Annotated in this window: 22 protein-coding genes; 10 read left to right on the top strand and 12 right to left on the bottom strand. The window is 66.5% G+C overall.

Going from position 1 to position 16,447, the window contains the following annotated elements:
* Positions 1-399: 399 nt before the first annotated feature.
* The 4 genes from gmk to EWH10_RS21420 all read right to left on the bottom strand — a co-directional run bounded on the left by gmk (position 400) and on the right by EWH10_RS21420 (position 3,437).
* Complete coding sequence (gmk, locus tag EWH10_RS21435; protein WP_025551753.1) at positions 400-1,065, bottom strand: guanylate kinase; 666 nt, start codon at positions 1,063-1,065, stop codon at positions 400-402.
* Positions 1,066-1,116: 51 nt separating this feature from the next.
* The gene (locus EWH10_RS21430; protein WP_044661854.1) at positions 1,117-1,458 is read right to left on the bottom strand and encodes a hypothetical protein; all 342 of its coding nucleotides are present in this window, start codon (positions 1,456-1,458) and stop codon (positions 1,117-1,119) included.
* Positions 1,459-1,507: 49 nt separating this feature from the next.
* On the bottom strand, positions 1,508-2,893 hold the full coding sequence (fumC, locus tag EWH10_RS21425; protein WP_044663085.1) for a class II fumarate hydratase: 1,386 nt from the start codon (positions 2,891-2,893) through the stop codon (positions 1,508-1,510).
* A 67-nt stretch (positions 2,894-2,960) separates the two neighbouring features.
* Positions 2,961-3,437, bottom strand: coding sequence for an SspB family protein (locus EWH10_RS21420; RefSeq protein WP_044661853.1), 477 nt, complete (start codon positions 3,435-3,437; stop codon positions 2,961-2,963).
* A gap of 98 nt (positions 3,438-3,535) precedes the next feature.
* Here EWH10_RS21420 and hisB point away from each other — a divergent pair, with 98 nt between their 5' ends.
* The 7 genes from hisB (at position 3,536) to EWH10_RS21385 (ending at position 7,652) form a co-directional block, all read left to right on the top strand.
* On the top strand, positions 3,536-4,123 hold the full coding sequence (hisB, locus tag EWH10_RS21415) for an imidazoleglycerol-phosphate dehydratase HisB (protein ID WP_025551758.1): 588 nt from the start codon (positions 3,536-3,538) through the stop codon (positions 4,121-4,123).
* Positions 4,120-4,737, top strand: a complete 618-nt coding sequence (gene hisH / locus EWH10_RS21410) for an imidazole glycerol phosphate synthase subunit HisH (RefSeq protein WP_025551759.1) — start codon at positions 4,120-4,122, stop codon at positions 4,735-4,737. The genes hisB and hisH overlap by 4 nt, the downstream gene beginning before the upstream one ends.
* Entirely contained in the window at positions 4,734-5,471 is a 738-nt protein-coding gene (gene hisA, locus EWH10_RS21405) for a 1-(5-phosphoribosyl)-5-[(5-phosphoribosylamino)methylideneamino]imidazole-4-carboxamide isomerase (RefSeq protein WP_044661852.1), read from the top strand. The genes hisH and hisA overlap by 4 nt, the downstream gene beginning before the upstream one ends.
* Positions 5,468-6,232, top strand: a complete 765-nt coding sequence (gene hisF, locus EWH10_RS21400; protein ID WP_044661851.1) for an imidazole glycerol phosphate synthase subunit HisF — start codon at positions 5,468-5,470, stop codon at positions 6,230-6,232. Before hisA ends, hisF begins: the two co-directional genes overlap by 4 nt.
* Before the next feature lie 161 nt (positions 6,233-6,393).
* On the top strand, positions 6,394-6,630 hold the full coding sequence (locus EWH10_RS21395; protein ID WP_025551763.1) for a PEP-CTERM sorting domain-containing protein: 237 nt from the start codon (positions 6,394-6,396) through the stop codon (positions 6,628-6,630).
* A gap of 42 nt (positions 6,631-6,672) precedes the next feature.
* Complete coding sequence (locus EWH10_RS21390) at positions 6,673-6,993, top strand: phosphoribosyl-ATP diphosphatase (protein ID WP_044661850.1); 321 nt, start codon at positions 6,673-6,675, stop codon at positions 6,991-6,993.
* A gap of 77 nt (positions 6,994-7,070) precedes the next feature.
* Positions 7,071-7,652: a hypothetical protein gene (locus tag EWH10_RS21385; protein WP_044661849.1), complete on the top strand. Its 582-nt coding sequence runs from the start codon at positions 7,071-7,073 to the stop codon at positions 7,650-7,652.
* 96 nt (positions 7,653-7,748) lie between these two features.
* On the opposite strand, the gene EWH10_RS21380 is transcribed toward EWH10_RS21385, so the two are convergent.
* Positions 7,749-8,654: a histone deacetylase family protein gene (locus EWH10_RS21380; protein WP_044663084.1), complete on the bottom strand. Its 906-nt coding sequence runs from the start codon at positions 8,652-8,654 to the stop codon at positions 7,749-7,751.
* A 73-nt stretch (positions 8,655-8,727) separates the two neighbouring features.
* Between EWH10_RS21380 and EWH10_RS21375 the strand changes: the two genes are divergently transcribed.
* The 3 genes from EWH10_RS21375 to EWH10_RS21365 all read left to right on the top strand — a co-directional run bounded on the left by EWH10_RS21375 (position 8,728) and on the right by EWH10_RS21365 (position 11,275).
* The gene (locus EWH10_RS21375; protein ID WP_025551770.1) at positions 8,728-10,182 is read left to right on the top strand and encodes a L,D-transpeptidase family protein; all 1,455 of its coding nucleotides are present in this window, start codon (positions 8,728-8,730) and stop codon (positions 10,180-10,182) included.
* 5 nt (positions 10,183-10,187) lie between these two features.
* Positions 10,188-10,484 (top strand): hypothetical protein, encoded by a 297-nt coding sequence (locus EWH10_RS21370; RefSeq protein WP_044661848.1) that lies wholly within the window; start codon positions 10,188-10,190, stop codon positions 10,482-10,484.
* Positions 10,485-10,594: 110 nt separating this feature from the next.
* Positions 10,595-11,275 carry a murein L,D-transpeptidase catalytic domain family protein gene (locus tag EWH10_RS21365; protein ID WP_044663083.1) on the top strand — a complete coding sequence of 227 codons (681 nt, stop codon included), beginning with the start codon at positions 10,595-10,597 and terminating at the stop codon, positions 11,273-11,275.
* Positions 11,276-11,475: 200 nt separating this feature from the next.
* Here the strand turns inward: EWH10_RS21365 and EWH10_RS21360 are convergent, their stop codons facing one another.
* The 7 genes from EWH10_RS21360 to crcB all read right to left on the bottom strand — a co-directional run bounded on the left by EWH10_RS21360 (position 11,476) and on the right by crcB (position 16,227).
* Positions 11,476-12,204 (bottom strand): hypothetical protein, encoded by a 729-nt coding sequence (locus EWH10_RS21360; protein WP_044661847.1) that lies wholly within the window; start codon positions 12,202-12,204, stop codon positions 11,476-11,478.
* Positions 12,205-12,296: 92 nt separating this feature from the next.
* A complete protein-coding gene (locus EWH10_RS21355) occupies positions 12,297-12,992 on the bottom strand; it encodes an ATP12 family chaperone protein (protein ID WP_025550166.1) in 696 nt (231 codons plus the stop codon).
* On the bottom strand, positions 12,989-13,246 hold the full coding sequence (locus EWH10_RS21350; RefSeq protein ID WP_025550167.1) for a hypothetical protein: 258 nt from the start codon (positions 13,244-13,246) through the stop codon (positions 12,989-12,991). Before EWH10_RS21350 ends, EWH10_RS21355 begins: the two co-directional genes overlap by 4 nt.
* Positions 13,243-13,932 carry an HAD-IA family hydrolase gene (locus EWH10_RS21345; protein WP_044661846.1) on the bottom strand — a complete coding sequence of 230 codons (690 nt, stop codon included), beginning with the start codon at positions 13,930-13,932 and terminating at the stop codon, positions 13,243-13,245. The genes EWH10_RS21350 and EWH10_RS21345 overlap by 4 nt, the downstream gene beginning before the upstream one ends.
* Entirely contained in the window at positions 13,929-14,531 is a 603-nt protein-coding gene (locus EWH10_RS21340) for an FMN-binding negative transcriptional regulator (RefSeq protein ID WP_044661845.1), read from the bottom strand. Before EWH10_RS21340 ends, EWH10_RS21345 begins: the two co-directional genes overlap by 4 nt.
* Positions 14,528-15,847 carry an RluA family pseudouridine synthase gene (locus EWH10_RS21335; protein WP_044661844.1) on the bottom strand — a complete coding sequence of 440 codons (1,320 nt, stop codon included), beginning with the start codon at positions 15,845-15,847 and terminating at the stop codon, positions 14,528-14,530. Before EWH10_RS21335 ends, EWH10_RS21340 begins: the two co-directional genes overlap by 4 nt.
* Positions 15,844-16,227, bottom strand: a complete 384-nt coding sequence (gene crcB / locus EWH10_RS21330) for a fluoride efflux transporter CrcB (protein WP_044661843.1) — start codon at positions 16,225-16,227, stop codon at positions 15,844-15,846. The genes EWH10_RS21335 and crcB overlap by 4 nt, the downstream gene beginning before the upstream one ends.
* Between the last annotated feature and the right edge of the window lie 220 nt (positions 16,228-16,447).

The raw sequence follows: 16,447 nt of genomic DNA, 5'->3' as shown, positions 1-16,447 counted from the left end.
GGTCCCACAACGACCGGCGCTTTCACGATCCGTCCCCTTCCGCCCGGGCCGGGGTGGCCACCCCGGCCCGGGCAATCCAGCATGACCCAAACGGACCGCAATGTCATAAGACAAGCGTTTTCCAAGCAGATGGAATCATCTGCTGACTCGGAAAACGCGACAAACAAAAACTTAGAGCAGTCGAGCCGATGCAATCGGATCGGAATCTGCTCTGGAGCGCGTTGCGTTAAATCGGACGCAGGCCGCGCGCTCCAAGCTTTTGTCGTCGCATCGTTTTAAACGCAAAACCGGTTCCCACTTTTGCGCATGATGCTCTGGCGATCATCCCCGGGCATGACCCGGCAGGATTGAAACCTGCCATGTTCCTGCCTTCGCAGGCGCATGGTACGTCCAAATCCCTCAATCTTCCTGATGATAGCGGCTGAGCCTGCGGATGAAGCCGATCAGACCCGTCTGGCGGCTGCGCTTCATGCGTTCGGCGTGCAGGATCGTCTGGACGCGCCGGAAGCAATCTTCCGCATCGACATTGCACAGGACATAATCATAGCCGTCCCAGTGCGCGATCTCTCCCGCCGCGCGGGCCATGCGGCCTTCGATAACCTCATTGCTGTCCGTCGCCCGACCGCGCAGGCGACGCTCCAGCTCCTCCATCGACGGCGGCAGGATGAACACCCGCACCACGTCACCGCCCGCAATCTGGTGGAGTTGCTGCGCGCCCTGCCAATCGATGTCGAACAGAACGTCGCGGCCGGACTTCAGCATCGCCTCCACCGGAGCGCGGGGCGTGCCGTAGCGCTGCCCGAAGACATGCGCCCATTCCAGGAATTCGTGATCGGCGGTCATCCGCCGGAATTCCTCCAGATCGACGAAATGATAATCCTTGCCGTCGACCTCCCCCGGCCGCATCGGCCGCGTGGTCGCGGAAACCGACATGGCAAGATCCGGCTCCGCAGCCAGCAGCTTGCGCGCGATGGTGGATTTACCGGCGCCAGAGGGCGAGGAAAGAACGAACAGGACGCCGCGGCGCTTGAAATCGGGCGTCTCTATGGAGATGCTGTCGGCCATGGCCGCTCTTGGCGTCATGGACGGGATTTGGCAAGGGGGACTGTCGCGCCGTCAACCCTTGCGGGCCTTGCGCGCTTCCTCGATCAGGATCGGCGGCGGACTGCCGTCCGGCAGGGCCTTGACCTTGCGCTTGCGATCCGCCTCACGCTTCGCCTCATAGACCTTTCCGGCCATATAGGCGCCCGTCACGAACAGCGTGCCCATGGGATGACGCATGATGAGCCGCTTGGCCCCCATGCCAGCCAGCAGGCCGATCACGCCCTTCTTGCCGGTATCGGCGGCCACCCGCGCCGCGACGACGGTCGCACCGACGCGGGCCGCCTTTCGGAGCAGCCCGTCCTTGCGGGGCGGGCGGACGGCGATCAGCGGCTGGGCGGGCGATTTTTTCCTCATGGGACATCAATGTACCGCAGCGCGACCGGTTCCACCATGCCGATGTGGATCAGACCATATTTTCGGGCCGGACAAGCCGGTCGAAGCTTTCCCCATCGACCAACCCCAATTGCAGGCCCGCCTCCTTCAGCGTCAGCCCTTCGGCATGGGCGTGTTTCGCGATCCTGGCGGCATTGTCATAGCCGATTTCGGGCGCGAGCGCGGTGACCAGCATCAGCGACCGGTCGACCAGCTCGGCAATCCGCCTCTCATTCGCCTCCAGCCCGTCGACGCAGCGTTCTGCGAAACTGTCCATGCCGACGCTGAGCAGATGGATAGACCGCAGCACCGCCGCGCCGATCATCGGCTTGAAGACATTGAGTTCCAGATGCCCCTGAAGGCCGCCGACCGTCGCCGCCTGATGATTGCCGATGACCTGCGCGGCGACCATGGTCAGCATCTCGCACTGGGTGGGATTGACCTTCCCGGGCATGATCGAACTGCCCGGTTCATTGGCCGGCAGGTCGAGTTCGCCAAGGCCCGAGCGCGGGCCGCTGCCCAGCAGGCGGATGTCGTTGGCGATCTTGGTCAGCGCCACTGCCAGCGTCGCCAGGGTGGAGGACAGGTGCACCAGCGGATCGTTGGAGGCGAGCGCCTCGAACTTGTTGTCGGCGGTCCGGAACGGCAGGCCGGTCAGCGCCGCGATTTCCTTCGCCACCGCCACGTCGAAGCCCGCGGGCGCGTTGAGGCCGGTGCCGACCGCCGTGCCGCCCTGCGCCAGCGCCATCATGCCGTGCATGACCGCCGGCTCGATCCGCTTGCGGCTGCGGTAGAGTTGATGGGCGTAGCCGGAAAATTCCTGGCCCAGCGTCAGCGGCGTCGCGTCCTGCAGATGGGTGCGGCCGATCTTCACGATGCCCTCCCACGCCTTCGCCCTGGCGTCGAGGGCGGCGTGGAGCCGGTCGAGCGCCGGGAACAGGGCCGCCGTGGCGGCCCGCGCCGCCGCAATGTGCAGGGCGGTCGGGAAGCTGTCATTGGACGACTGGCCCATATTCACATGGTCGTTGGGGTGGACCGGGCTCTTGCCGCCGCGCTTGCCGGTCAGTGCCTCATTGGCGATGCCCGCGATCACCTCATTGACGTTCATGTTGGATTGGGTGCCGCTGCCGGTCTGCCAGATGACGAGCGGGAACTGGTCGTCATGGTTGCCCGCGACGACCTGCGCCGCCGCCGCCTCGATTGCATCCGCCAGGTCCGAATCGAGTCCGTGTCCTCGATTGACCCGCGCCGCCGCCTGTTTCACGATGGCCAGCGCGTGGACGATGCCGATCGGCATGCGTTCTCCGGGGCCGAAGGGGAAATTCTCGATGCTCCGCTGGGTCTGCGCGCCCCAATAGGCGCTGGCGGGCACTTCGATGGCGCCGATGCTGTCGGTTTCGGTGCGGCTGTCGTTCAAGTCGGGCACTCCCATGATGTCGCCGGAGTGCCGTCAATCTGGGGAGCCCCCGCCCCTGTTTCCAGCCTTATTTCTTCTTGCCGAAGTCCACGGTCACGACATTGGAGCCGTCCTCCGTCGTCACCTGCGGCGCGTCATTTTCCGCCTCTTCATGCGGTTCGGGCGCAATGTCGGCCTGCGCCTGGAACTGGAGCGCGAAATTCACCGCCGGATCGACGAAGGCCGTGATCGCGGCGAAGGGAATATGCAGATGCGCCGCCACCTGGTTGAAGGTCAGGCTGACCCCGAAGGCGTCGTCGCTGACCTTCAGGTCCCAGAATTTGTTCTGGAGGACGATGGTCATTTCGTCGGGGAAGCGTTCGACCAGATGGCGCGGAATATCGACTCCGGCCGCCTGCGTCTTGAACGTGATGTAGAAATGATGCGCGCCGGGAAGGCCGCCCGTCCGTTCGATTTCCCCCAGCACGCGGCCGACGACGGCGCGCAGGGCCTCCTGCACGATTTCGTCATAGGGAATCAGGCTGTCGGGCAGGTCGTCGCTCATGCGCCAATGTCCTAACGGCGCGGCGGCGCGGGTCAAGTGCGCGCTATAGGTGCAACGCCACATTGCAACGGCCGTCCACTTCGTTATAGGGCGCTGCCATGCGCACGGCCGACATTCACCGCAACACTGCGGAAACGCAGATCGACGTGACCGTCAACCTGGACGGCACCGGCATCTACACCGTTTCGACGGGCATCGGTTTCCTGGATCACATGATCGAGCAATTGTCGCGTCACTCGCTGATCGACATGGACGTGAAGACCGTCGGCGACCTGCATGTGGACCAGCATCACACGACCGAGGACACGGCCATCGCCATTGGCGAGGCGGTGGCGAAGGCGCTGGGCGACAAGCGCGGCATTTCCCGCTACGGCAGCGTCTATTCCCCGATGGACGAGACGCTGACCCGCGTGTCGCTGGACATTTCGGGACGCCCCTGGCTGGTGTTCAAGGTGGACTTCACCGTGCAGCGCATCGGGGAATGGGACAGCGAGATGGTGGAGCATTTCTTCCACAGCTTCGCCCAGGCCGCCGGGATCACGCTGCACATCGAAAATCTCTACGGCAGCAACAACCATCATATCGTCGAAAGCTGCTTCAAGGGCCTTGCCCGCGCGTTGCGGCAGGCGGTGGAGATCGACCCGCGCAAGGCCGACGCCATTCCTTCGACCAAGGGAATGCTGTGACCGCGCTTGCCCTGATCGACTATGGCGCGGGCAACCTTCATTCGGTGCACAACGCCCTGCGCAAGGCGGGAGCGGACGATGCCGTCATCACCGCCGATCCGGATGTCGTGGCGGGGGCGGACCGCATCGTCCTGCCGGGCGTCGGCGCCTTCCGCGCCTGCCGCGATGCGCTGGTCGCGATTCCCGGCATGGTGGAGGCGATGAACGAGGCCGTCCGCCAGCGCGGCGTCCCCTTTCTGGGCGTGTGCGTGGGCATGCAGTTGCTGGCCGATGCGGGGGAAGAGTTCGGCCGGCACGAGGGGCTGGGCTGGATAGGCGGCACCGTCCGGCTGATCGAGCCGCGCGATCCGGCGATCAAGGTGCCGCACATGGGCTGGAACGACGTGGCCCTGCGCGGCACGCCTCCGCTGCTGGAAGCGGGCGAGGCCTATTTCCTGCACAGCTATCATTTCGAAGCCGCCGACCCGGCGCATGTCGCCGCCGTCACCGATCATGGCGGGCCGCTGGTCGCGGCGGTGGCGCGCGACACCATCATCGGCTGTCAGTTTCACCCGGAAAAGAGCCAGAGCTACGGCCTTTCCTTCCTCTCCCGTTTTCTGGATTGGCGTCCATGAGCCTGATCGTTTTCCCCGCCATCGACCTCAAGGGCGGCCAGGTCGTGCGCCTGGCCGAAGGCGACATGAACCGCGCCACCGTCTATGGCGACAATCCCGCCGCCCAGGCGATATTGTTCGCGGAAGCGGGCGCGCAGCATCTGCATGTGGTCGATCTGGACGGCAGCTTCGCGGGCCATGCGGTCAATGCCGAAGCGGTCGAGGCCATCGTGGCGGCCTTTCCCGGCCATGTGCAGCTGGGCGGGGGCATCCGCAACCGGGAGGCGGTGGAGCGCTGGTTCGACCTGGGCGTGTCGCGCATCGTCATCGGCACGGCGGCCCTGAAGGACCCGGGCTTCGTCAAGGCGGCGGCACGGGACTTCCCCGGCGGGATCGTAGTGGCGGTGGACGCGCGGGACGGCTTCGTCGCGACGGACGGCTGGGCAGAGAAGTCCGACATGCCGGTGGTCGACCTTGCCCGCCGGTTCGAGGATGCGGGCGTCGCCAGCCTGCTGTTCACCGATGTCGGCCGCGACGGCCTGCTCAAGGGCTGCAACATCGATGCGACCGTCGATCTGGCCCGCGCCACGGACATTCCGGTGATCGCCAGCGGCGGCGTCGCGGGGATCGCGGACATCCGGGTGCTGAGCCTGCATGCCGACGAGGGCATTGAAGGCGTGATCACGGGCCGCGCGCTCTATGACGGGCGGCTGGACCTGAAGGCGGCGCTGGCGGTGGCGCAGGCGGCCGCATGACCGTCCGCACCCGCGTCATCCCCTGCCTGGACGTCGCCAATGGCCGCGTGGTCAAGGGCGTGAACTTCATCGATCTGCGCGACGCGGGCGATCCGGTCGAGCAGGCGAAGATTTACGACGCAGCGGGCGCGGATGAACTCTGCTTCCTGGACATCACCGCCACGCATGAGGCGCGCGGCACGATCATAGACGTGGTCCGGCGCACGGCGGAGGTCTGCTTCATGCCGGTGACGGTGGGCGGGGGCGTGCGCAGTCCGGAGGATGCCCGCGCCCTGCTGCTCGCGGGTGCGGACAAGGTCGCGGTGAACAGCGCGGCCGTCACCCGGCCCGAGGTGGTGGCGGACATCGCCGACCGCTTCGGCAGCCAGTGCGTCGTCGGCTCGGTCGATGCGCGGCGGGTGGGCGATGGCCGCTGGGAAATCTTCACCCATGGCGGCCGCAAACCGACCGGCATCGATGCGCTGGAGCATGCGGTGCGGCTTGCCCAACTGGGCGCGGGCGAACTGCTGGTCACGTCCATGGACGGCGACGGGACCAAGGCGGGCTATGACCTTGCCCTTACCCGCGCCATTGCCGATGCGGTTTCGGTTCCGGTCATCGCCAGCGGCGGCGTCGGGACGCTCGATCATCTGGTCGAAGGCGTGGTGGAGGGGCATGCCAGCGCGGTGCTCGCGGCGTCCATATTTCATTTCGGTCAACATAGCATTGCTGAAGCGCATCAGGCGCTGGCGGCCGCCGGCATTGCGGTCCGGACCGCCTGACCGACCCGATTCCGCCGAAAAACGTCGGTTGCCTTTACATTAACCCAGATCGGCAGGTCCATGTTAACCATGATGGCCCCGTTCCGCCTCCATTTAGTGGAACTGGCACGGTGCCTGCACCTCTTCCCGCACCTGACTCAATCAACAGCGGGGTGAAGATGATGAATGTGAACAAGCTGTTTCTGGCCGCTGGCGTGGCCGCTCTGATGGGCGCGGCGGCTCCGGCGGAAGCGACCTGGTGCTGGGGCAAGAAGTGCGGCGGCTCCAGCAGCTCGGGCGGTTCCTCGTCCGGCGGCACGCCGACGCCGGTGCCCGAACCGGAACAGATGGCGCTGTTCGGCCTTGGCGCCGCGGTGCTGGGCGCGCGGGTTTTCGTCGCCCGCCGCAAGCGCAAGTAAGTTTTCGTTTGACGGTTTGCGCGCGTGGCGCTTGATGGCGCCATGCGCGCGACCCTTTTTAATCTTGAACGGACCATCCGCCAGCGGCGGCAGGCCGATCCCGATCAGTCCTATGTGGCCAAGCTGACCGCCAGGGGGCGCGGCAAGATCGCCCAGAAGCTGGGCGAAGAGGCCGTGGAGATGGTGATCGCCGCCATGGCGGCGGACCGCGAAGGCGCGATCGGCGAAAGCGCAGACCTGCTGTTCCATCTGCTGGTGCTGCTGGCCGACCTCGACATCGCGCTGGACGAAGTTCTGGACGAACTCGACCGGCGCGAGGGCGTGTCGGGGATTGCGGAAAAGGCGTCGCGCAAGGGCGATTGAGCGCCCTTCCCGGAAAGATATTGCCGTTCCGGCGTTTGTCCGTCAGCCTCTCGATCGTTGAGAGGACAGGAGGGCATATGTTCAAGACCCTGTTGGGCGGCCTGATCGGCGGCGTCGCCATGTATCTCGTCGGCTTCCTCTTCTGGGGGACGCCGCTGAGCGCGCTCGCCTTTCATCGCGCGGAGTCCGCCGCCGGCAGCAATTTGCAGGCGGCCCTGGCGCAGGCGCTGACGCCGTCGGGCACCGGCGTCTATGTGATTCCCGACCCGGCGACCGCGCACGGCACCATCCTCTATGGCAAGGGGCCGGTCGCCACGGTCTTCTACAACAATAGCGGATTTCCGGTGACCGATGCCGGGGCGCTGATCGGCGGCCTGATCCTGGCGCTGGTCGTCGGCATCGTCATTGCGCTGATGCTGCGGATCGTGAGCGGCGATCTGGCTGGACGGGCGAGAGCGACGGTCCTATTCGCGCTGGCGGCCGTGCTGTGGCTGCATATCGGGCAAGCGGTGTTCAACCATGCGCCCTGGGGCTATATCCTTTATCTGGCCTTCAGCGATTTCGCGGCGCTGGTCGCGGCAGGACTGGTCGCGGCTAAAATCATGGAGAGCAGGCAGGCCGCCGGTTCCGACGCCACGGGGGAGGCAACGCTGCATTAAGCGCGGAAGGGGGCTTGCCGACTTTCCGCTTTCCTTGCTGAACAGACAAATGGCTCGTGAGAGCCTTCGCCAGGAACACGGCGCGCTCAGCGGCAGCTATCGGCCATCACCCGCCTCTTCCGCCAGGTGGATCATGCAATCGGCGTGGCGCCGGGCGATGGCCATTCGGTCTTCGCCATAGCCGCCGCCCATGGTGCTGGCGAGCGGGATGCCCCGGCGGCGCGCGGCGCGCATCACGGCGCGGTCGCGGCGGTCCAGCCCGGCATCGCTCAGCGCCAGACGGCCGAGGCGATCGTCTTCATGCGGGTCGACCCCGGCCTGGTAGAGGATCAGATCAGGCCGGAAATCGTCGAGCACGGGCGGGAGGGCCCTCATCAGCGCCTCCATATAAGCCTCGTCGCCCGTGCCGTCGGGCAGGCCGATGTCGAGCGTCGAGCGGGCCTTGCGCACGGGGAAGTTGCGGTCCGCATGGATGGACAGGGTGAATATGTCCCCTCGCCCGCCGGTCAGCACGGCCGTGCCGTCGCCCTGATGCACGTCGAGGTCGAGGATCAATATCCGGTGCGCATCCCCCTCCGCGATCAGCCGGTTGGCAGCGATGGCAAGGTCGTTGAACACGCAATATCCCGCGCCGCTGCCGGGCAGTGCATGATGGCTGCCGCCCGCCGCATTGGCCGCATAGCCGTGGCGCATGGCGAGCCGCGCCGCCAGCCATGTGCCGCCGGGCGACAGCATCGAACGGCGCGCCACCCGCTCCGTCACCGGAAAACCGATCCGTCTTTCCTTTTCGTGTGGCACGGTCTGCGTCGCGACCTGCTCGACATAATCGGGGTCGTGGACCGCCTCTATCCAGACGCGCGGCATGGGGGCGGGTTCATGCACGGTAAAGGGTGCGGCCGCCATGGTCAGCGCCTCCATCACCAGCCCATATTTGTCGAAGCGAAAGGAACTGCCCGCTGTTGCCGGAGAGACATAGGCCGGATGGTGAACGACGTGCAGCATCATCTTTTCCGCTATCTTCGAGTTTGAACGATGCGGGCTTTGCGCTATCTGGTCCAGCATGAACCGTCCTGAAATGATCCGTTTTTCCGTAATTTCCCTGCTGGGCGCCGTCGCGGTGCCGGCGGTGGCGCAACCGCCGGCCGTCGCACCGACCATGCCCGCCCCGTCGGCGCAGCCCCCCGCCCCGCAGGTCATCCTGCCTCCGGCCATGGTGACGCCACCGCCCGTGCCGCTGCCGCAACCCTCGGCAGCGCAGGAAAAATGGCTGAACGAGTGGCTGAAGGGCGGCGCGGTCCAAGGGTTGATGGCGCGCGCCAGAGCGACCGGAGAACTGAAGGGAGAGGCGCTTCTGTCCGCCGTGCTGGACCGGGCGAAGGCGCTCAGCACCGGGCGCGTGGATACCGCCGACTTCCTGGAGATCTGGGCGTTGCGCCCGGCGCGGTTCGATCCCCGGCCCGGCCTTGCCAAGGCGATCAGCGAGGACAGGCTGCCGCAATGGGCGCTCAGCCTGACGCCGCCCTATGCCGGCTATGACGGGCTGCGCAAGGGGCTCGCCAATTACGAACGCATTCGCGATGCGGGCGGCTGGCCCACCCTCACCGCGCAATCCTCCCCCGATGCCGTGCGGGCGCGCATCGCCATAGAGGACAAGAGCGTCACGCCCGGCGAAAAGCTGGTCGATGTGCTGCAACGGGCGCAGCGGCGCTATGGCCTCAACCCCACCGGCCTGCTGGACGCCCGGACGCTCAGGGAGCTGAACGTGCCGGTGGACGATCGCATCGCCGCGATCATGGCGAATATGGAACGCTGGCGCTGGATGCCGCGCGAATTGCCGGTCAACCGGGTGCAGGTGAATATCGCCGCCGCCGTGCTGACGGTGTTCGAGGGCGACCAGCCGGTGACGTCGATGCGCGCGGTGACGGGCTCGCCGGACAATGCGACACCGATGCTGTCGTCCAGCATCCATTCGATCGTGGTCAACCCGCCGTGGAACGTCCCCTCCTCCATCGCGAAGCGCGAATTGTGGCCAAAGGGGCGCGCGACACTGATCCGGCAGGGGTACAAGATCGTCGGCACGCCGGAAACCGGAGAGCGGATCGTGCAGCCCGCCGGCCCGAACAGCGCGCTCGGCCGGTTGAAGTTCGACTTCAACAATCCCTTCGCCGTCTACCTGCACGACACGCCGTCGCGGGCAAAGTTTTCAAGCTATGACCGGCTGGCCAGCCATGGCTGCATCCGCCTGGAAAAGCCCGTCCCGCTGGCGGAGCTGATGGTGGCGGGCAATCCCGACCTTGCCGGCAAGATCCAGTCGCTGATCGACGCGGGCAAGACCCAGCGGGTGTCGCTGCCCAAGGAAGTGGCGGTGTACCTGCTTTACTGGACCGCCTTCGCCAGCAATAACGGGACGATGAGCTTCCGTTCCGACCCCTATGGCTGGGACAAGCTGCTGGCGGCGAAGATCGAGGCGTCCAGCCGCCGGGTCGACCCGACCGCCGCGCCCGCCACCTCCATCGCATCCAAGGACTGATCTTCATGCGCAAATTCGCCCTTATCGCCCTTGCCGGGACGCTTGCCCTCGCCGCCTGCGGCAAGAAGGAGGAAGAGGCGCCCGCGACCAACAATCTGGTCGAGCCGCCGGTCGAAAATGCGATCGAGGAGGAACCGGTGGCCCCCGCTCCCGAGCCGGGCAACAATGCGGCCGCGCCGGAACCTGCACCGCCGCCGAGCATTTCCGAACAGCAGCAGATCGAGGACGACGCCGCCGCGACAGGCATGACGGCGCGCCTTGGCCAGGACGGCGCAGACGAAAGCGCGAACGCCACCGAATAGGGGCCCGCGCCATCGGCCGGAGTCTTCCCGCCCCGGAAAGGAGGCGGGACGGCGGCGGCGATCCTGCGCCGCCCTTGGACTGGCGCTGCTCCTTTGCTATATTGCGATTCATGGATCGTCGTAGTTTTACCAAGCTCGCTTTGAGCGGGCTGGCATTTTCGTTTCTTGCCGACAGTGCCGGGCGGGCCGCTCCGCTGGGCGAAACGCAGCCACAGCCGGCAGTTCCTCCCGCACCGCGTCCGGCTTCGCCGGGGCCGCTCGCGACCCAGCCCTATGCGAAACTGCTGGAGCGGGCAAAGGCCGCGCTGGACCAGCATGGGCATATGTTCACCCTGCGGGACCGGGTGGCGCTGGCCGATTTCAATGCGCCGTCGCGCGAATTGCGCTTCCATGTGGTCGACCTGATCGGCGGGCAGGCAAGTTCCTATCTGGTTGCCCATGGCCGCGGTTCCGACCCCGAGCATTCGGGATGGCTCCACAGCTTTTCCAATGAGCCCAATTCACTGGCGAGCAGTTCGGGCGCCTTCAAGACCGGCGAAATCTATGAGGGCCAGCATGGCCGGGCGATGCGCCTGGCCGGGCTCGATCCGCAGAACAACAATGCGGAGATGCGCGCCATCGTCGTGCATGGCGCGGACTATGTCAGCGAGAACCATATCGCGACCTGGGGCAAGATCGGCCGCAGCGAGGGCTGTTTCGCGCTTGCCCGCCATATGCTGCCGCAATTCATCGGCCTGATGGGGCCGGGGCGGCTGCTCTATGCCGACAAGATCATGGGCCTGACGGCTTAGGCGCAGAGCGTTACCCAGTCCCGTTCGCACAGGGTCGGGCAGGTTGAACATGGCCTGCTCCCTCGCTGGGGCAGGTTCACCGTTGGACAAATAGGGCGTCGTGCGCAAAAGTGGGTTTTGCGTTTAAAACGATGCGACAGCAAAAGCTTGGAGCGCGCGGCCTGCGTCCGATTTAACGCAGCGCGCTCTAAATAGCGGCGTCAGCCGGCCTTGGCGCCCGTCATCGCCTCGATAGACGGTCTGTTCATCGCATCGATGGTGCCGTCGCTCAGCATCGCCTTGCCCATTTTCAACGCTTCGGCGGACAGGGCCGGGTCGTTGCCGGTCTGGCTGGCTCCGATCAGTGCGGATAGCAGGATGTTCCGGGACACCGCGTCCCCGGCCTTTTCCGCGACGGACCTGCGCGCGAGGGTCAGCGCCTCCTGATAGAGGGGATCGGCCCCGGTCCTGTCATTGCCGGCCAGCTTCTGATTGCCCATCTGGATCAAGATGCCGGCGAAGATATTGCGGCTGGCGGCATCGGCGGGCTTTGCCTCCACCAGCTTGCGCCAATGGGGCGCGGATTCGGTATAGAGCGCGATCACCCTGTCCATCCTGCCCAGCGCGCCCTGCGCCGCCGCATCGGCGTAAAGCGCGTTGGCGAGGAAATTCACATTTTCGATCCTGGCGGGGTCGAACTCCACGGCCGTGCGGATAGCGGGCAGTGCGGCTTCATATTTCGCGGCGGCGCCGGCATTGTCGCCGGCCCGCTGCGCGGTCTGTCCCGCGGTGAAATCAGTGACCGCCCGGTTGAAGGCCGCGATCTGTTCCGAACTCATCCGACCGGCGGCGGGAGCCGCCTGCCCCGCCTGCTGGGCAAGCGCCGGGGCCGCCAGCGCCAGCGGCGCGGACAGGGCGATCAGGACAAAAAGAGAAAAACGGGGCGGCAAAATGGAGCACTCCTCGGTCTTGCGAAAAAGGCGGGCTTCGGGGCCGCCCGCCTGTCGATATTGAACGAAGACGCTGCGTCATTCCCACCCGGTCAGGCGCGGGCCATCTCGCAAAAGGCTCGGGCCATGGCAAATTCGTTCCTGCGCTGCGCCGACCGGGCGGCGGCTTCCTTGTCCTCGCCCCATTGTTCGACTTCCCAGGCTTCGTCGATTTCGGACGCCGTCCAGATCAGGTCGGCGTCATGCCCCCCCTCCACCACCGCCAGACCGCAGACGAGCGAGCCGGACAGCGTCACCAGCGTCGATAGCCCCGCCAGGGTGAAAGGGTCGAGAACCGCCACGGCAGCCGCCAGCCGCTCCAGCGTTTCGGTCGGCTGGGCCACCGGAACGATGCCCTGCGTCACCCGGAACGCGACGTCGTAGCGGGTCGTCGCCCATTCCAGCAGCGGGTCCCAGGCCGCGGCCTCTCGAGCGATCAGTTCGGCCGGCCCCTCCGCACGATAACAGAGCAGATCGCTTTCGGCATAGCGGGCGATGCCTGCGGCAAAACTCCCGCTATTGGGTGCGATCTGGTCGATGGCGCCGTTGGCGAGCCCGGTGAACGGCATGGATCGGGGGTCGACCGTGTCGCCCTGCGCGCGCCATTCTTCGGCGATCGCCTCTGCAAGCCCCTGGGTGGGCAGCGCCAGCGGCGCGCGGGCGGGCGTGCGGACCGGGCGGCCGTCGAGGCGGATTTCGAAACCGGATTCAACCGCGACGACGGCGGCATCCTGGTAGAAGCGTTTCATGATTGCGGCGGTTTCCTGAACAGCGCGAGCAGCAGGCGCGGGACGATGACGAACTGGAACAGGCCGACGATGACGAAGATCGCGCCCATCGCCTTCGCCTTGTTCCCCTGCACCCAATGGAAGCGCTGCATCAGCACCAGGAAGCCGAACATCACCAGCAGCGCGCCCGACAGGCGGAACAGGCCGAGCGCGAAGAAACGCTGGCGGGCGACCTTTTCCGGGTCGGTGGGAGGAACGGGCGGCATGTCGGTCATCGGGAGCGGCTGTCGGACGAAGGGACATGGGGGGCGTGGATATGGCCGCGCAGCTCCGCGCTGTCCATGGCGACGCTGTGTGCGCCGGCGTCCATCAGATCCTGCGGCGTGTGATAGCCCCAGCCCACGCCCAGCGCCCGCGTGCCGGCAGACAGCGCCATGTCGATGTCGAAGCTGGTGTCGCCGATCATCACCGTGCTTTCCGGTGTCGCTCCTGCTTCGGCCATGGCCGTCAGCAGCATGGAGGGATGCGGCTTCGACGGATGGCGGTCGGCGGTCTGCAACGTCACGAAATGGGCGTGGATGCCATGATGGGTGAGGCAAAGTTGCAGGCCGCGGTCCGATTTGCCGGTGGCGACGCCCAGCAGCCAGCCATCGGCATCCAGTTCGCGGATCAGTTCGGCAATGCCGGGATAAAGCGGTTCCGACACCGCATTTTCGCGGCGAAGCTGCTGGAAGGCCAGCTTATAGCTTTCCGACAGATGATCGTGATAATCGGCCTCCGCATCCGGCAGGAGCCGCGCCATGGCGAGCGGGAGCGACAGGCCGACGACCGACAGGATCGTCGCGCGGTCCGGCGCCGCCAGCTTCTCGCCCTCGAACGCGCGGACCATGGCCGTGCAGATGCTGTGCTGGCTGTCGACCAGCGTGCCGTCGCAATCGAATACGGCAAGGCGATTGCTCATGGCAGCGTCGCCCGCATGAGGGCGGACATGGCGGCATCGCCTCTGGCCAAGAGAGCGTCCGCCACGGCGATGCGCGCGAATTCCGGCTTGTCCTGTCCCAGCTTCATCGTGCCTTCCATCGCATGCACGGCCATCTCAAAGCCGATCAGGCCCGTCATCACACGCTCGAACAGCCCCTCGCTCATCTTCTCGTGGGTCCAGACCGGTTTCGGCAGGAGGCGGCTTTCCTGATCGTTCGACAGCGCGTCGAGATGGGCGACGGTCTGCCCATGGTCCAGCCTGCGCATGACGCCGCGCAATTCCGCCGACTGATAGTTCCAGGTCGGCACCTTGTCGGGCATGCCGTACCAGTCGGGGCTGATATAATGATGGGCGCCGGTCACGACGATCAGCGCTTCCTGACCGTCCAGGTGGCGGACGATGGGATTGGCGCGGTGGAGGTGAAGGCCGACATGCCCCTCGTCCCTCCAGACGAGCGGCAGATGGACGACATGCTGGCGGTCCGGTGCGGCCACGCAGAGCAGGCCGAAGCCCACCTCCGCGACGAATGCGCGGATCGCGGCTTCGTCCCGCCAGCGATAGGGCGCGCCGGGCGTCATTTCCTGCGCGGCCCTCCACCTGAACCGCGGGCGCGCCGTTCGCCCTTGCGGCCCTTGCGGATCTGCTTGGCATGGGCGCGGGCGGCCTTCTTCTCATCCTCCCGCGTAGGCGCGCGGGCGACCTCCTCGTCCAGCGGCAGGTCGCCGGCGGAGAGGTCGAAGCCCAGCGAGGCAAGGCTGGCGGCGAAATGCTCGGGCAGTTCGGCCCGCACGTCGACCCGGCCGCCATCGGGATGATCGACCCGGATGCGGCGGGCGTGAAGATGCATCTTGCGGCTGATCGTGCCGCTCAGAAAGGCGTCCTTGCCGCCATATTTGCCGTCCCCGACGATGGGATGGCCGATCGCCGCCATATGGACGCGCAACTGGTGGGTCCGGCCGGTATAGGGTTGCAGTTCGACCCAGGCGGCGCGATTGCCCGCGCGTTCGATCACGCGATAGCGCGAGCGGGAAGGAAGCCCTTCCTCCTCATCGACATGCATTTTCTCGCCGCCGGTGCCGGGCTGCTTGGCGATGGGCAGTTCGATCATGCCATCCTCGATGGAGGGCACGCCCATCACGATGGCCCAATAGACCTTGCGCGCCGTGCGGCTGGAGAAGGCCTTGGCGAAGAAGGCGGCCGACCGCGCGGTGCGCGCGACGAGCAGCGCGCCGGACGTGTCCTTGTCCAGCCGGTGGACGAGCTTGGGCCGCTGGTCGAGGTCGAACTCCAGCGCATCGAGCAGGCCGTCGACATGATCGTCCGTCTTGGTGCCGCCCTGCGTGGCGAGGCCGGGCGGTTTGTTGATGACGATGGCCTGCGCGTCGCGATGGATGACGAGCCCCTGGGCGAAGGCCGCCTGATCGTCCGTCAGTTGCGGACGGACGCGTTTGGGCTTCGCGGTTTCGGGAGCCTTGGGCTCGGCGGGGGGCACGCGGATGGTCTGGCCCTCCGCGATGCGGTCGCCCGGCGCGGCGCGGGCGCCATCCACGCGCAACTGGCCGGTGCGTGCCCAGCGCGAGACGGTGTTGAAGCCGATGTCGGGCAGATGCCGCTGGAACCAGCGGTCGAGCCGGATGCCGTCGTCATCCGCCGCCACGCGGAATTGCCGCACGTCGAGCGACACGCCCTTCGCCGGAGAGGAGGAGGCGGACCGGGCAGCAGTCTTTGCCGCAGGCGTTTTGGCGGCGGGCGTTTTGACAGGAGGCCGGGCAGCGGGCTTAGGCGCATCCGGCTTGCGGGCGCGAGCCGCCTTGGCCGCGCCGCGCGCCCGCCCCTGGGGCGCTGCGCCGGGCTTGCGGGGGCCGGTGGGTTTGCCGGGAGGACGGCCCTTCATGCGACGCTCCTCATGACGGCCAGACCGCCGGCCAGCGCGCCCACGGCGCCGATGACGGAAAGGACCGCATAGCCCAGCGCCATGCCCGGCTGCCCCCGCTCCATCATCAGCACGGTTTCCAGGCTGAAGGAGGAGAAGGTCGTGAAGCCGCCCAGCAGACCGACGGCAAGCAGCAGCCGGATCGGTTCGCCCCCCGTCATATTGAAGCGGGCCAGCCATCCGGCGAACAGGCCCATGGCGAAACCGCCGATGATATTCGCGCCGAATGTTCCCCAGGGCCACAGGGCGCCAGGGAATATCTGGGCAGCGAGACGCCCGAGCAGGTAGCGCAAGGCCGATCCGACGGCGCCTCCTGCCATGACGAGAAGAATATTGGTCATGCCGCCCGCCCTAGAGCATTTTTGCAAGGCTTGGGAAGCGGTCATTGGCCGGGGGGATGAAGGTCGCGCTGATGCAGTGGACGGCCGCGGGGGCTAGGCAGTAGTGACATTTTAGGGATTCACGACGGTTTGGATTTGTGATTCAAGGCTGGCTTTTGGAGGCTGGCGTGGAAGGCGAAGTGCTGCGGGATGATCAGTGGGAGCGGCTGCGGGAGTTCGT

It is taken from the genome of Sphingobium fuliginis (genome assembly GCF_004152845.1).
Lineage (GTDB): Bacteria > Pseudomonadota > Alphaproteobacteria > Sphingomonadales > Sphingomonadaceae > Sphingobium > Sphingobium fuliginis.
The sequence above is the reverse complement of the archived record's forward strand: the minus strand, read 5'-3'. Positions and strand labels throughout refer to the sequence as shown.

Excerpts from the sequence above, each read along its gene's own strand:
- EWH10_RS21380 (WP_044663084.1), bottom strand. The coding sequence starts at position 8,654 with ATGCTGCACGTCGTTCACCATCCGGCCTATGTCTCTCCGGCAACAGCG.
- EWH10_RS21430 (WP_044661854.1), bottom strand. The coding sequence starts at position 1,458 with ATGAGGAAAAAATCGCCCGCCCAGCCGCTGATCGCCGTCCGCCCGCCC.
- hisA (WP_044661852.1), top strand. The coding sequence starts at position 4,734 with ATGAGCCTGATCGTTTTCCCCGCCATCGACCTCAAGGGCGGCCAGGTC.
- EWH10_RS21385 (WP_044661849.1), top strand. The coding sequence starts at position 7,071 with ATGTTCAAGACCCTGTTGGGCGGCCTGATCGGCGGCGTCGCCATGTAT.
- hisB (WP_025551758.1), top strand. The coding sequence starts at position 3,536 with ATGCGCACGGCCGACATTCACCGCAACACTGCGGAAACGCAGATCGAC.
- gmk (WP_025551753.1), bottom strand. The coding sequence starts at position 1,065 with ATGGCCGACAGCATCTCCATAGAGACGCCCGATTTCAAGCGCCGCGGC.
- EWH10_RS21370 (WP_044661848.1), top strand. The coding sequence starts at position 10,188 with ATGCGCAAATTCGCCCTTATCGCCCTTGCCGGGACGCTTGCCCTCGCC.
- crcB (WP_044661843.1), bottom strand. The coding sequence starts at position 16,227 with ATGACCAATATTCTTCTCGTCATGGCAGGAGGCGCCGTCGGATCGGCC.
- EWH10_RS21355 (WP_025550166.1), bottom strand. The coding sequence starts at position 12,992 with ATGAAACGCTTCTACCAGGATGCCGCCGTCGTCGCGGTTGAATCCGGT.
- EWH10_RS21345 (WP_044661846.1), bottom strand. The coding sequence starts at position 13,932 with ATGAGCAATCGCCTTGCCGTATTCGATTGCGACGGCACGCTGGTCGAC.
- hisF (WP_044661851.1), top strand. The coding sequence starts at position 5,468 with ATGACCGTCCGCACCCGCGTCATCCCCTGCCTGGACGTCGCCAATGGC.
- EWH10_RS21375 (WP_025551770.1), top strand. The coding sequence starts at position 8,728 with ATGATCCGTTTTTCCGTAATTTCCCTGCTGGGCGCCGTCGCGGTGCCG.
- EWH10_RS21350 (WP_025550167.1), bottom strand. The coding sequence starts at position 13,246 with ATGACCGACATGCCGCCCGTTCCTCCCACCGACCCGGAAAAGGTCGCC.
- EWH10_RS21395 (WP_025551763.1), top strand. The coding sequence starts at position 6,394 with ATGAATGTGAACAAGCTGTTTCTGGCCGCTGGCGTGGCCGCTCTGATG.
- EWH10_RS21420 (WP_044661853.1), bottom strand. The coding sequence starts at position 3,437 with ATGAGCGACGACCTGCCCGACAGCCTGATTCCCTATGACGAAATCGTG.
- EWH10_RS21335 (WP_044661844.1), bottom strand. The coding sequence starts at position 15,847 with ATGAAGGGCCGTCCTCCCGGCAAACCCACCGGCCCCCGCAAGCCCGGC.
- EWH10_RS21365 (WP_044663083.1), top strand. The coding sequence starts at position 10,595 with ATGGATCGTCGTAGTTTTACCAAGCTCGCTTTGAGCGGGCTGGCATTT.
- EWH10_RS21390 (WP_044661850.1), top strand. The coding sequence starts at position 6,673 with ATGCGCGCGACCCTTTTTAATCTTGAACGGACCATCCGCCAGCGGCGG.
- EWH10_RS21340 (WP_044661845.1), bottom strand. The coding sequence starts at position 14,531 with ATGACGCCCGGCGCGCCCTATCGCTGGCGGGACGAAGCCGCGATCCGC.